At 38.3% G+C, this 13,606-nt stretch carries 13 protein-coding genes and 1 pseudogene; 3 read left to right on the top strand and 11 right to left on the bottom strand.

Features of this window, described 5'->3' with window-relative positions; all coding sequences use genetic code 11:
• Nucleotides 1–64: 64 nt before the first annotated feature.
• From JCM9152_RS03320 to JCM9152_RS03295, 6 genes and pseudogenes are all read right to left on the bottom strand, one after another.
• Entirely contained in the window at nucleotides 65–607 is a 543-nt protein-coding gene (locus JCM9152_RS03320) for a carbonic anhydrase (protein WP_035340894.1), read from the bottom strand.
• Nucleotides 608–627: 20 nt separating this feature from the next.
• Nucleotides 628–990 carry a Na-translocating system protein MpsC family protein gene (locus JCM9152_RS03315; protein WP_035340892.1) on the bottom strand — a complete coding sequence of 121 codons (363 nt, stop codon included), beginning with the start codon at nucleotides 988–990 and terminating at the stop codon, nucleotides 628–630.
• Between the two features lie 55 nt (nucleotides 991–1,045).
• Nucleotides 1,046–3,664, bottom strand: a complete 2,619-nt coding sequence (locus tag JCM9152_RS03310) for a DUF2309 domain-containing protein (protein WP_035340890.1) — start codon at nucleotides 3,662–3,664, stop codon at nucleotides 1,046–1,048.
• Nucleotides 3,664–5,195, bottom strand: a pseudogene (locus JCM9152_RS03305) (NADH dehydrogenase subunit 5). The gene JCM9152_RS03310 and the pseudogene JCM9152_RS03305 overlap by 1 nt, the downstream one beginning before the upstream one ends.
• 642 nt (nucleotides 5,196–5,837) lie before the next feature.
• On the bottom strand, nucleotides 5,838–6,260 hold the full coding sequence (locus JCM9152_RS03300; protein WP_035340887.1) for a VOC family protein: 423 nt from the start codon (nucleotides 6,258–6,260) through the stop codon (nucleotides 5,838–5,840).
• A gap of 54 nt (nucleotides 6,261–6,314) precedes the next feature.
• Complete coding sequence (locus JCM9152_RS03295) at nucleotides 6,315–7,205, bottom strand: AraC family transcriptional regulator (protein ID WP_148296423.1); 891 nt, start codon at nucleotides 7,203–7,205, stop codon at nucleotides 6,315–6,317.
• A gap of 338 nt (nucleotides 7,206–7,543) precedes the next feature.
• Here JCM9152_RS03295 and JCM9152_RS03290 point away from each other — a divergent pair, with 338 nt between their 5' ends.
• Nucleotides 7,544–7,810: an Atu4866 domain-containing protein gene (locus tag JCM9152_RS03290; protein ID WP_035341089.1), complete on the top strand. Its 267-nt coding sequence runs from the start codon at nucleotides 7,544–7,546 to the stop codon at nucleotides 7,808–7,810.
• Between the two features lie 20 nt (nucleotides 7,811–7,830).
• Nucleotides 7,831–8,568, top strand: a complete 738-nt coding sequence (locus JCM9152_RS03285; protein ID WP_035340882.1) for an SDR family oxidoreductase — start codon at nucleotides 7,831–7,833, stop codon at nucleotides 8,566–8,568.
• 265 nt (nucleotides 8,569–8,833) lie between these two features.
• Here the strand turns inward: JCM9152_RS03285 and JCM9152_RS03280 are convergent, their stop codons facing one another.
• Complete coding sequence (locus JCM9152_RS03280) at nucleotides 8,834–9,715, bottom strand: ComEC/Rec2 family competence protein (RefSeq protein WP_052015513.1); 882 nt, start codon at nucleotides 9,713–9,715, stop codon at nucleotides 8,834–8,836.
• Between the two features lie 155 nt (nucleotides 9,716–9,870).
• On the opposite strand from JCM9152_RS03280, the gene JCM9152_RS03275 reads away from it, so the two are divergent.
• Nucleotides 9,871–10,089, top strand: a complete 219-nt coding sequence (locus JCM9152_RS03275) for a DUF3006 domain-containing protein (RefSeq protein WP_201768782.1) — start codon at nucleotides 9,871–9,873, stop codon at nucleotides 10,087–10,089.
• A gap of 168 nt (nucleotides 10,090–10,257) precedes the next feature.
• Here JCM9152_RS03275 and JCM9152_RS03270 read toward each other — a convergent pair whose 3' ends face one another.
• The 4 genes from JCM9152_RS03270 to JCM9152_RS03255 all read right to left on the bottom strand — a co-directional run bounded on the left by JCM9152_RS03270 (nucleotide 10,258) and on the right by JCM9152_RS03255 (nucleotide 13,594).
• Entirely contained in the window at nucleotides 10,258–10,926 is a 669-nt protein-coding gene (locus JCM9152_RS03270; protein ID WP_035340878.1) for a hypothetical protein, read from the bottom strand.
• Between the two features lie 321 nt (nucleotides 10,927–11,247).
• Nucleotides 11,248–11,910 carry a hypothetical protein gene (locus tag JCM9152_RS03265; RefSeq protein WP_035340876.1) on the bottom strand — a complete coding sequence of 221 codons (663 nt, stop codon included), beginning with the start codon at nucleotides 11,908–11,910 and terminating at the stop codon, nucleotides 11,248–11,250.
• A gap of 143 nt (nucleotides 11,911–12,053) precedes the next feature.
• A complete protein-coding gene (locus tag JCM9152_RS03260) occupies nucleotides 12,054–12,560 on the bottom strand; it encodes a DUF3231 family protein (RefSeq protein ID WP_035340873.1) in 507 nt (168 codons plus the stop codon).
• Nucleotides 12,561–12,949: 389 nt separating this feature from the next.
• Nucleotides 12,950–13,594, bottom strand: a complete 645-nt coding sequence (locus JCM9152_RS03255) for a YesL family protein (protein ID WP_035340870.1) — start codon at nucleotides 13,592–13,594, stop codon at nucleotides 12,950–12,952.
• Between the last annotated feature and the right edge of the window lie 12 nt (nucleotides 13,595–13,606).

Here is a 13,606-nt window from a genome sequence, read left to right as displayed (position 1 = left end):
AGTGACTCTATAAACAACCTAAAAAAATTCTTATAGGACTCCCCTCAGATCGGTCAATTACAATTTATGATCTACAATCCGTTAAAGTTACGGGTTTCCTTGTGGACACATCAATAACTGAGGACGTTTCACTCTTATTATTCATGATTAAACCACGTACTTTCACGTAAGATGGGATGAATGGATGATTGCGAATCGTATCAACACTCTTTTCAATACTTTCTATAGTATTCTTTTTACCTTCTAACCACTCTATTACTTTGCCCCCTGAAAATTCAGGTCTGCAATTTTGAAAAAGATAGTCCAATCTTTCTACTTTATCCTTCATATCATTATTCTCTGAATACAGTAAACTTTCTATATCAATTGACTCCGTCCCTTTGTCTTTTGACCCTACTACAAAAATTTCTTCAACATTTTCCTGATAAACTGCGATGATGATCGATCTCATTATATCACCATAGGGATGAGAAATTTCGGGACCATAGCTTTGTAAAGTTAACATATTTTCCGGTTGATTATTAACTACTTTTTGTAGGATCGTCTCCCATTCAGGGTCAATGTCAATTAAAAATAACGTTTTTTTGTTGTTTTTATCCATATTCATTTCATTCACTCCTCCTATGGTTACCTTTTTTCATCAAACCCATTTGATACTTTAAAGACCATGATCCTTTCGCCAGTACGTGTACTTAGATCGGTATGAAAGCTAACGATTTCTTTCCCTGTTATCGTGAAGATAACTTCCTTTAACTCTTCTACACCTGATTCTACTAATTCAGTTCGAGTTCTTTTAATTGTCGTTATTCCTTCTCTATCCTTACACAACTTATACTCAGCCGGAGTTAATATTCCATTTAATGTTACGATAATCATATCGCGTAAAATATCTGATTTCACGGAGATGGGGCCACGTCCAAGATAATCTTTTTCCCATTTTGTAACAGCTTTACTGATTTCAGATTCAAACGAGCCTTTCGTTTTATTCATATAATCCTCCCTTTAAACAACTATATAAGTTCTATTATTACACGAAACATACTAATTACCAGTTCTCCCAATTCCCTTCTTGATTGACAGTGGCCAATCGAATCCAGCCATTTTCAACTTTTTGAGAGAACGTTGGGTCATTATTTAATAGTCGTTCTACATATTCCCGTGGGGCTTGAATGACCACTAACAAACGTAAAGGAGAATGATAAACCTCATTATCTGATTTCATGACAGATTGCCAAGGAAATCCAGTTAATAAGTCACTTGCATTCCCCTGCATGACGCCAAGACTTGCTGTAACCGTTTGTGTTGCCTTATTTCCACTCCCATAGTAATGAGGGGCAACAGTAGAGGCATAATACTGTAAGTTAATCCATTGAGCCACCGTCCCTGGTCCAGCAATGATATTGGCCAGAAGATCACCATCGTGATCCTGTCTCCAGTCATAGCTATGAAGAAAAGCTCTCCCCTCTAAATTACAGTCCTCAGTCAAATCTCGTTGCCCGATAATAAATGCAGCATTACGAGCCAGCCCCCATTCTGGACGTATTTCACTCCAATCTTCTGCAAATCGGTGTGCCTCTGTCTTCGGATTTTTAAAGTGTGAGTGAAAATTAGGCAAATGTGATAATCGCTCTCTGTTTGCATCATGACTTACTTTCGGTAAAACAGCATTAATACGATCAAACGCTTCTTGAGCTGATTGCGAAAGCTTAGGAACATAGAGCCAATGTAAATCATCTACCGTTGTTTTATGCTCAGCGGCCACGAAAACCGTGTCCTCTGGGATTTCAATACCTTCCGTATAAAGACTCTCTCTTACTTCATGAAGATTGCATAAAACGGCTAAAACTCTAGCATTAAATCCTCCTGCCGCACCACCACAAGCACCACAGTCTAAAGCAGCAGCATAGGGATTATTTGTACTTTGACTTCCATGTCCGCAAATAACAACTAATGGAGCGAAATTCTTTGTCAATCCCATCATTGACAAAGCTTGTCGTGCATAATTTACTTTCTCTTCTTCAGAAAAACCAACAGGTATATCTGCTTTTGTATCATGAACATGCTGAAGTGAGAGCTTTGTATCAGGCTTGCGTAGCCATGCTTCTCGAAGATTACGTATGGCACCATTTGCTCTTCTAGGAACAAAACTTCGTGCTACCATTTGTAAGCTAAGCCAAGGCCCACTAATTTCCGGTAAAAGTAAGCTCGCAAATACATTCTGTTTCATTCTTTTAAATGTATAGCTGAGTGAATTGGCCACTTGCTTACGTTGTTGATATTGTTTGAGTTCACTTTCACCTGTAGATTCTTCTATTTTATGTTGCGGTTTTAGTATAACAGGCAAAGAGGAATGGCTATGTGTACAACCAAGCTCACTAGTTGCAATCGGTAACCCGAAGAACCCTGCAATACCAATGGTTTCAAATGGACCTTCTTTTTCCAGCTTGCGACGAAAAGGCTCTGAACGAACATCTATACAAAATGCCAATTGAGCTAATGTTTCTTTATCATTCTTTACACTTTGTTTCGAGTTAATCTTCTCACTTAATTGTTCTGTATAAGTTTGTTCCCAAGCTTCCAACCATAGCTTTCTTCGCACCGTCTCATCAAAGCGGTAAGCAAAGGTTAAATATTCATTTTGTTCAATTGTAGACATCTGTGACCACTCTTCGGTTGTAAGACTCCCCCAGTGAATCCAAGATGCTAGAAGAGAAGCAACCGAAATGTCCTTATGAGACTGTTGATTAGACAAAGGTAAGTATGGCTTCAATAAAGCCCACTCCATCGATATTCGAACGGCTAAATATTCCGTTAAAAGAGAACGTTCAAGGGAAGACTGTTGTGATCGCCAAAGCATCATTCCTGCCCATCCAGGTAAAGAAAGTAAATGACCTTCAAGATAATTTGGTATCTGTGACTCAGGGATTTCTAGTGCTGTTAGTGCCTTTGTTAAAGCGACATGAGTCTCTTCTGGCCAATCTTTTAAGAGCTTACGTTGACCTTTACTCAGTGCAGGATCATGAGAAATAAGCTGTTTCCAAGCACGATAAAATCCTTTCTCACGATTGGGCATTGTCCAACCAGCCTGAGAGTCATCGAGGTAAAATTTGCACCACTTGATCATATGATGATCGAGTGTATTTACTAATCTTTCACTATTTTGATTCTTAACATACAAACTTAAAGGCTTCATTGAAAATTTACGATCCGGATTCAAAACGCTTAGTCCCTCTACCAATGTATTTAACTCAGGTGAGGACAAGAGATTAGTAGGTAACGGATCCAACTTTAAGGAAGCACGACAGAAACGCTCTGCCATCTCTCTTGGTATATTAATAGAATGTGAGGAAAGCCAACGCTGCAATCCCAATTCTAGAAAATCTTCATCAATTTCACCTCGATCCTTTGCCGATTGAATCATGGAAGCACTTGGGTATATATCAACATTTCGCGTATTTTTCAGCCACCTTGCGACCTGTTCAAAAGATTGTTTTTCAAGCCCCATCCATGGATGACGTGCCGCAAAGGTTGCAATAGGCCAAAGCGGCGCAATAACTCGGCTAGCTGATTTTACTAAAGCGTCCATATCCATTTTTTGAAAATCGGTATTAAGTTCTTTATTTTGACCATTTGCTTCCTTAGTGAGTACAGATGTCAAGACCATCAGCGATTACCTCCTTGTGAAAGATATTGTTTAAGGTAGTTTGGATGACTGTCTACCGCGTTTGGCTTTGCTTCACCTAATCGCACTAACCAAAGGTAGAGTACAGCAAAGGAAACCGAAGAACGGTTACGAGCAGCCCAAGTACCTAGAGCACTGCCAAACAGTAAGAGACATATGACAAAGATAACCACTGCCATTGGAGGCTGAACACTTTGATAACCAGTCGTATGCAACCATTCAAAGAACAGGCTATGAGTGATGAAGTAAACAATCGCAAATCCTCCTAACAAGGAAACGCCTGCAATTCGACCCATTCTTCCCTCTCCAAAAGCAACGAGCTGTGTCCAGGAAACAGACAATGCCCACCCTAAGATTAACGCACTTACTAATTGATAACCCTCTCCTGAAGCGAGGAGCCAAAAGGCAACCCCAGCAAGTAAGCCTAATGCACGCCCTGCGATGACCCATAAATAAGAAGACCGTTCAGTTGCACGAGTCACTGCTTCATAACGACGTACTGCCGAACCAGCCTGCAAAAACAGTGTCGCTTTGAACAAACCGTGTAACACAAGATGAATAATGGCTGCTAAATATGCACCTAACGCACACTGAATAAGCATAAATCCCATTTGTGTAATCGTTGAGCCAACTAACTGACGTTTATAATCGACCTGAACTAAACTAACGCCTGATCCGATTAAGACAGAAACACTCGCAAAAACAAGTAAAACAATCTGAGCTATATCCCATTAAAAAGGGGAGAAAATCGAGTTAAAATGACTCCTCCTGCATTGACTAAACCTGCGTGCATAATTGCAGAAACAGGAGTCGGAGCGACAACAGACTCTATTAACCACCGTTGGAAAGGCCATTGGGCTGCAGGAATGATAACCGCTAATACAATCAATAAATTAATGCCTGTTATCTCCCATGCTTCAAGTTGAGCTAAACTTTCACTCGTTAGAGCTAACGACAACTGCCATTGTCCAGTCGCTTGAGAAAGCCAAATGCTAGCGAAAAGCAGAGCGAACCAACTTAATGCGAATACACGACTAGAAACCTTGGCAGCTTCATTTGTTACTTTCCAGCTACTGTTTAGCCTTATCAATAAAGTCAATCCGATAAGAGTGATCCCCCAACAAATGACCAATAAACGGAGATCACCACTTAACCATGCAATGGAAGCAGCACCTGTAGTAAATGTAAAAAGCATGAAGTATTTTCGATAAGAGCGATCTCCCATTAAATAACGTACGGAAAAACGCTGGATGATTAAACCAATTGAAAGAACAAAGAACGCCAATAACCAAGCTAATGAATCTACATACCAAAGACCAACTACTCCATTTACACTAGTATTAGCAAGAGCTAACAAGGAAACCAATGGTGGTAGGGCTACGATCCCAATGTGAATGCGAACAAACCGTAACGGGATCCTTGGATGTAAAAACAATAGTCCACTTAGCCAAGAAATGATAAGCACGATAAAAAATAAGGTTAAAAAAAATGATGAATTCGCTAAAACTAACATATAACATTCCTCCTTTAAGTGACGTAAACGTATAATGAGACAGATTCAGATATCATACGTTTTCTTTTCTCCTTGCATGATGTGTTTTTCCCCAATAAAAAAGCCGACAATTTCAAATCTTCAATGAAAAAATCATTGAATCTTGAAAATTGTCGGCTTCACTTCAACTAACTTACGTTTTTTGAAGAGCTACCTTCATAAAGGTTATAATAAATACATGTTTATCATGTTCCTGTCAAAAATAATCGGTATATGTATAATCTAATCACTAAATTATACATATACCGATTTATGTCATTCTTCCGTTCTTTATACTTAAGGAAACTTTTTCATCCACTTCAATATGATCTATTAAAAGAATGCTAAAGACCCTAATTGGAATTTTAAATAAACATCTATCGATTATTAAGTTAAATAAAAATATATACCTTTTCATAAGAATTGTCAACAAAAAAATATGAATGTCATTTTTCTATCCTTATATCATCGACAATCAGATGTGCCAGGAGCAATTCTTTGCGCTCACTTTTGTTTCGAAACAGTGTAGATTATCTAAGTTGTGTATTCACTATCCTTCACTCGCCCCGCCACTAATACGTTTAAACAAAACAGCCGGTAATTACCAACTTTGCCAAAATCGAATTATTCTATTGGATCCCATTGAGGATTCCAAACTACTTCCCATAAGTGACCATCTGGATCTTGAAAGTGACCGGAATATCCGCCCCAAAAAGTGTCGTGTGCGGGATCTGTTATAGTTGCTCCTGCCTGTTTTGCCTGCTCCATCACTTTATCGACTTCGGCTTTACTATTAACATTGTGACCTAATGTAAATTCGGTAGTACTTGGTGCAGATAAAGTAACTTTTGCTTCATGAGCGATATCTTTTCGATTCCAAATGGCAAGTTTTAATCCAGGTTGTAAGTCAAAGAAAGCAACCGCGCCATTTTCAAATTCTTCACCGACTATGCCTTCTGTAGGAAGACCAAGACCACCCCGGTAGAAAACCAAAGATTTTTCTAAATTATCTACACCTAAAGTAATTACAGTAACTCGCGGCTTCATAAAATGGACCTCCTAAACTAATTATTAAGTAAATAGAAAAAAATTAAAGTCTATCTAGTTAGTATATAGTGAGTTCCTAAAACGACGAACATCTTTAATTGGTGGGTATCCGAACATTCGTGCGTACTCTCGACTGAAATGTGATGGGCTTTCATAGCCAACCTGAAATGCAGCATCTGCTGCATCTATTGTTGTCGAAAGAAGCAAACGGCGGGCTTCCTGCAATCGCAGCTTCTTCTGATATTGGATCGGACTATGTGCTGTAACTTTCTTGAAGTAATAATACAAAGAAGATTCGCTCATATGAGCCTCCTCTGCTAATTCTTCAATGCGCAAAGGTTGAGCAAAATCAAGGTTCAGACGCTTAATGACTTTCGAAATTCGCTGTGCGTGACTACCGATTAGAGCAAACTGCTTAATAATCTCCCCTTGTTCATTCTGAAGAATTCGATAAATAATCTCACGAATCACATAAGGTGTTAAAACCTGAATGTCATCCGGCTCATCTAATAGTTGAACTAGCCGCAATATGGCATCGTGAAGAGAATCATTCATTCGACTTATTACTAAGCCCTGTGGAGATTCACGCTTTGGCTTTGCCATTTGATCTGAAGCCTGAATGACATCAAGAATCTGATCCATATCAAATTGCAACTGAAGACTTACGTACGGAGAATTAGTTGAAGCCTCCACCACTTGTCCTGTAATCGGTAAATGTACAGACGCAACTAAATAATTAATTGGATTATACAAGTAGCTTCTCTCCCCTAACCTCACAACTTTCGAACCTTGCGCTACAATGCACAGTGAAGGAGCATAAACCGAATGAATGACCTCGGATTTTTTAGATTCTCGAATAAAACTTAAAGCAGGAATCCTTGTTGCATGAATACCATCTTTTTTCGTAAACCTCTCAATTACAGTCCTCAACGAGCCACTATCCATGCCTAGAGCCTCCCTAACTGTTACTATTATTTTCCTCTCCATGACTAAGCCATTACAAATTATTATACAAGGTCACACGTTTTAGTTAGATGAAAAAGTTACGTCCATCATATATTTTTTTGGAGGATTAGGCAATTATACCGTATCATCCGGCTACCGCCTTCAATTTGAATGATGACATAATAAATTTTGATTCAAGTAATCATTCTTGTGAGGAGGTGACCGTGCTCATTGCTATTCAAAAGAAAGCTTTTGTCATACTGTTAGGGTTTATGATCCTACAAGCGTGTCAAGGTAATCACTTGACCCAAGAATCAAACAGCGAAGGAGGAGATGAGATGAACACTCATACTACTACCTCTCATCCTTATATTGGAATGTGGGTGACTGAGGACGGACATGTACGACTTGAACTTTTACAGAACGGACGTTACGACGAAGCACGAGGTAATCGTCAAAGTGCCTATCAAGGTAGCTATACAATCAAAGGCGATTATATCGAATTTGTCGATGATACCGGTTTTACGGCGGATGGAGATTTCCGAGAAGACGTGCTCTACCACGCCGGTATGATTCTTAATCGAGAAGAAAAACAGGCAAAATAAAAATAAAGGAGTACGATAGAATGTCAACAGTTAGTGGAAAAGTTATTATCATTACAGGAGCAAGCAGTGGAATAGGCGAAGCAACAGCCCGACTACTCGCACAACAAGGTGCTCATGTCATTATAGGCGCTAGACGTCTAGATAGACTAGAAGCTCTTGCGAAATCTATTCGAGAAGAAGGTGGCTCAGTGGAGTTTCAACAGCTCGATGTGACAGATCCTAACCAAATGCAGGCAATTATTCAATTGGCATTGAATCAATTCGGGCATATTGATGTCATCATCAACAATGCCGGTGTAATGCCACTCTCTTTACTTGAAGTGCTAAAAGTTGATGAATGGAACCGTATGATTGATGTCAATATTCGTGGTGTGCTACATGGTATCGCTGCCGGCCTTCCAATCATGCAAAAGCAAGGGTTTGGACAATTTATTAACATCGCTTCTATCGGAGCCTATTCTGTAGTTCCAACGGCTACAGTCTATTGTGCCACCAAATATGCTGTTCGTGCTATCACAGAAGGATTACGACAAGAGGTCGGGCAAAATATTCGTGTTACACTTGTATCTCCTGGAGTAACGGAATCTGAACTCGCTGATAGCATTTCAGATGACGAAACAAGAGAATTCATGAAAGAGTATCGTCGTAATGCCATTCCGGCATCTGCCATCTCCCGAGCCATAGCGTATGCCATTGAGCAACCAGACGATGTCGATGTGAACGAACTTGTCGTCAGACCAACGGCTCAGCTATCTTAGTAAGACCATAAACTGCAAGGCACTGAAAAAGTTTTGATTTTAAACTTTTCCAGTGCCCTTTTAATTCTCTTCACGTTTGAAATTCGTTTGAGACATTTCCTCTTAAAACGGGTATTGTAGAAAGTTGAAATGAATCTCTGCTTCCAAAAGCAACGTCATTTCCAAGAGTATATATAGACCACTTCTGGGTGAATATAGGAAATTCCAAAAACACCAATGATACATCTTAACATGCATAACTAGTCTTTTCGTTTCATTTATACTCTTATGGCCTCCACCATGCTTGTTTATTTACCAACCAGCCCGAACCAGTTGTAGTGAATACTACAGAACCATTCATATCGGTGCGGTAAATAGCGATATTTCTAGCTTTTAATTTATTAATCGTCGTTTGGGTCGGATGACCGTAACGATTTCCTGCTCCTACCGAAATAACAGCCACTGCAGGGTTGACTCTATTTAAAAAAGCGTCTGTTGTCGACGTACTGCTACCATGATGGCCAACTTTCAAAATACTTGCGGAAAGATCTACCCCCGAATTAATCATGTCTGCTTCTGAAATATGCTCGGCATCTCCAGTTAGCAAAAATGAAGTCGTTCCGTATGAGATTTTCATTACAGCCGAATAATCATTAATATTGCTATATGAATCCCTGACGGGTGCTATCATGTTCACCTGTAATCGTTTACCGTCAATAACCGTATTTACAATTGTTAATCCTGCTCGCGCACGAGTAATCGTAAGACCCTTTCGATCAATTGCCTGTAATAAATCTTCATAAGTCTTCGTATTAGCCGTAACATTAGGCATATACACTCTTCCAATACTAAATTGATTAATCACATCACTGAGCCCACCAATATGATCTGAATGAGGATGAGTTCCTACTACATAATCAAGACGGCTAATTCCTCTGTTTGCTATATAGTTCACTACAGTTGTCCCATAATGATTTTCTCCTCCATCCACCAGCATATTTTGCCCATTAGGCAAATTAACTAAAATCGCATCTCCTTGACCCACATCAATGAAATGCACTTGCAGATTGTTCGAAGCGTCTGCTTCATTGACTAGACTTGTAAAAACAAATGAAAAAACAATAGCAAAAACTAACAAGACCTTCCATAGCTTTGAACTTAAATTCATAATCTCCCTCCATCAATTATATTGTTGTAAAGACCCTCTACTTCAATATAAACTGCTAATGTAAAGGCAAAGATTAGTTTCCTTTATACTTTTCTTAAGAAAATGTAAAATTAAATTTATATTGGCATGGTATTATTGCGTTGGAGGTGATGATGATGGAGTCAACCAAATGCATAATCGACCGTTTTGAGGGAAGCTGGGCAGTACTAGAATGGAACAGGGAAACGTTTGATTTCCCAGCGGATCTATTGCCTGAAGGCTGCCAAGAAGGAGACGTGCTTTCCATCCGCTTTGAAAGGTTAGAAGATGAAACAGCTATACGAAAAAAAAATATCCAAAAATTAGCTGATAAGTTATTCAGAGATGATAATTAAGACGGTAAATAAAAGACATAAGGGAAATCCTTATGCCTTTTTTTCTATTCAGCTTTACTTAAATGTAATTGGTGGTGGAACTAACCAGCCTTTTTCTTTCGTCATTCGTTCCACCAAGGGTTACTTTTTATGTATGAAACTGTCCGAACATCATGATGATATCTTCATTCACTGTGCCATATTTTTACTAAAAGCAATAATTCGTATGAGATGTTGAGCGACATCGATTTCTTGATATGCAGAGCTAATCATAATAACGGAAAAACGCATATTCATAATCTTCTCTATTACATATTCAGAAATAAAATGAATGCACAATAGACACCCGGCTAAAATCATCATAATGAGGAAACAACCCATTCCACCATAGTCATTGTTCAATCGAAACAAAAAAATAACGTAATAGATGAAACTGAAGATCACAACCAAGCCAGCTATATATGAAATGCCTCCATTACCATAATCATTATAAATCACAATACTCGTAACACCTATGAAAATCATATAAAACGAATACAGAAGTACCTTGAATCCATAACACCACGTCTGAATCAAAAGCTGCTTTCGATATTCATGATTCGTAATAAAAACACGGAACCAATAAGCGATGCTTTTCGATTTTCTAATCAAGCTAACAACGGTAGCTACGATAAGCCCTATTGAACCTACAGTAATGATCGTCGTAAATTGAATAACTAATAATTGAATCGTATAAATATTTACTAACGAAAACATAACAATCCCCATGAACACGAGTAAGTACACACCTAGCCCAAAAAACGCAGCGATTAATAAAGTGATCATAATCACTATCTGAAACAAAGCAACATCAAACATACGCTATCTCCTCTTAGTTGTAATAGTCTTATTTTAATTTAATCCTTTCTTACGCAAATGCCTAGATACACTGCATATTGTGAGCTCATTTTGGAAATGAATCGAGCGAACCGTTTTGACCATTCACTTATACTCCAGCTTCCGACCAAGCGAACCAATATAAATCTATTATACGAGCAATTACAAAAAATCACATGATAAACTTCTAAACAAAGAAGCACTGAAAAAATTGGCGATCAACTTTTTCAGTGCTCGTAATCATCCACGCAACCTTATATTACCCAGCCTCTTCTCTCTCAGGATTTTCCTTATATCCTACAGTCACAACCACTTCTCTAAACAGCTCTTTTTGCGAACCAGAAGCATAGGTGGCTTGCACAGAAAAGCCACCTGTTCCTCCAATTCAAAGATGTGCATATGATCACGAAAAACATCGGCTATATAGTTACTTTCATAATAATATTCAACGCCATGTCCATTTGGAAGTTCATAAAAATCGATCTCCTCGGCATCTGTTGGAATAAATGCAGCGATCTCTTCCATTGTCTCTTCAAGCGTTCTTGCCGGATAATCCGTTTTCTCAAAATTTAAGTGAACTCCTACAACATGCAGCACATCATTTACCTCATTCACAAGCAAAGGCATATAACTATTTAAAAACAAAAAGTAGATACCAGCACCTTCATCCGGCTCACCAAAAAAATCTACAAAGGCCTCATATGTATCTCCAATCCCGACCAATGGATTTTGCGTTTCAAATGACGTGTCTCCATTTTCGATAATCCGTTGAATCTCCTCAACAGTAATCACCATCTCACTATTGTGTTCGTCTCGTACTGATTCTTCTGTTTCACCATCTTCCTGATCCGAAGCCTGCTCTTTTTGATCTTCGGCAACTTCATCTGCTGGTTGCTCCGTCGGTGAACTCTGACATCCTACGAGCATAATCAAAAGTATAATAGATAACAAACAACTTTTTTTCAATATTTTTCCCCTTTCTTTACATAATCTCCATTTATGATAACACTTATTTTAGATCGTTTTTAGTGATACATTCTCCAAAAGAAGATGCGAATGAAACCAAAAAGGCATTAAGGAACTATCCTTAAGCCTTTTTGCTTTTATATCTATTCAGCTTTACTTAAATGTAACGGTGGCGGTACTAACCAGCCTTTTTCTTTTGTCATGCGTAATAGCTTTCCACCAAGTGTTGCTTTTTGTGTATGAAACTGGTCGAACATCATGATGATATCTTCTCTAATTCCCTGTGCCATATTTTTACTACAAGCAATAAGCCCCGCTCCAATATCGGCACTTAACATCGCAGCAATTTCAGGATCATTAAATCTCGCTCCTACCGGGATTGATTCTAAATCCGCATTTGGACGTTCTGGTGGACTAGGAGGTAGCGCAATTTCATTCTCCTTTAATAGCTTTTCTAATTGCTCAATTTCTTGCTTCGCATTGTCCATTACACTTGTTAAAAACTTCCGTAAATCTTCATCACCTGTATGATTCAATAATGTTTGATGAGAAATTAATGCTAATTTAGCAGCATGTAAAAATCCCCATGTGCAAAATACCTCACCGTAATGCATTGGTTCTTCTTGCGGATTACCACTTAAAATTCCCATTGTTGTTATCCTCCTAATGAAATTTAAATTCAATTCTAAATCACTCCAATTTAGTACAAAGATAGGATAACCCCAATCATCTAAAATTATTGATCAATAACGTATATTTATCTCTGACAAAATCCTCCTTATTCTATACCCATACTTTTAGCGAAGATGTGCAAAAAGTATTAAATTAAACTTCCCCTAATGAAAATGTTATAAACCCAGATGCCTCCCGTTTACCCAGTTCTATGTCAAATACTCGCACGCACAAAAAGGCAGTTTCTACTTCAAAGGAACTGCCTTTTTCTCTAAAGCCTGCTGTATCTATTTCCTACCTTTAGGTTCAGAAATATGTTTATATTCTGCTCGAAACCTCTTCAACTTTCTAGCTATTTTTTGAGTATCTAAACATTCACACTTTCTCTCATCTCATCTTGTATTGCCCTTGTTTTATCTATTGCTTTTTTGATTCTTAATACAACAACAAAGGTAATCGCACTTCCTGAAAAAAAGAATAATAATCCTGGCATGAATAGCTGGATAATGACTAATCCACCTGTGGCAACAACAATAATCAAGGAATTCACTGGGTACCCTATAACAAACAAGGTACTTGTTTTAAATAGCTGCATAATACTAACATGATTGTTGATATATAGCGGTATAATAATGATACAGATTAGCAAATAAATCATTCCCATTGCCACTGTTATTACACTATAGAACATAGGCAGACTATTTGCTTGAATAAAGGAATAATTAAACAACAAAACAGCACCTACGATCGCTGACAACAGAAAGATCAGATTCGTCTTAATAAAATGCTTGCGATACACATTCATAAAAAGACGTACGACCGAGAAGCTACTATCGCCATCTATCCAGCGACTAATGACAGCACTCATTGCCGCTGTGGAAGGACCAATGCCAAATATACCTAATCCTAGTAAAGTAAAGGCAAGCCAAAGTAAGTTTACCGTTGCTAACCGTGATATCCAAATAGCTAACAAATATAGCTTTTGAAGGATTGGTTGATTTTCCAAAAACATAGAACACGTCCT

The organism is Halalkalibacter hemicellulosilyticusJCM 9152, from assembly GCF_000513115.1.
In the GTDB taxonomy this organism is placed as follows: domain Bacteria; phylum Bacillota; class Bacilli; order Bacillales; family Bacillaceae_D; genus Halalkalibacter; species Halalkalibacter hemicellulosilyticus.
This window is presented reverse-complemented; position numbering and strand designations above follow the sequence as displayed.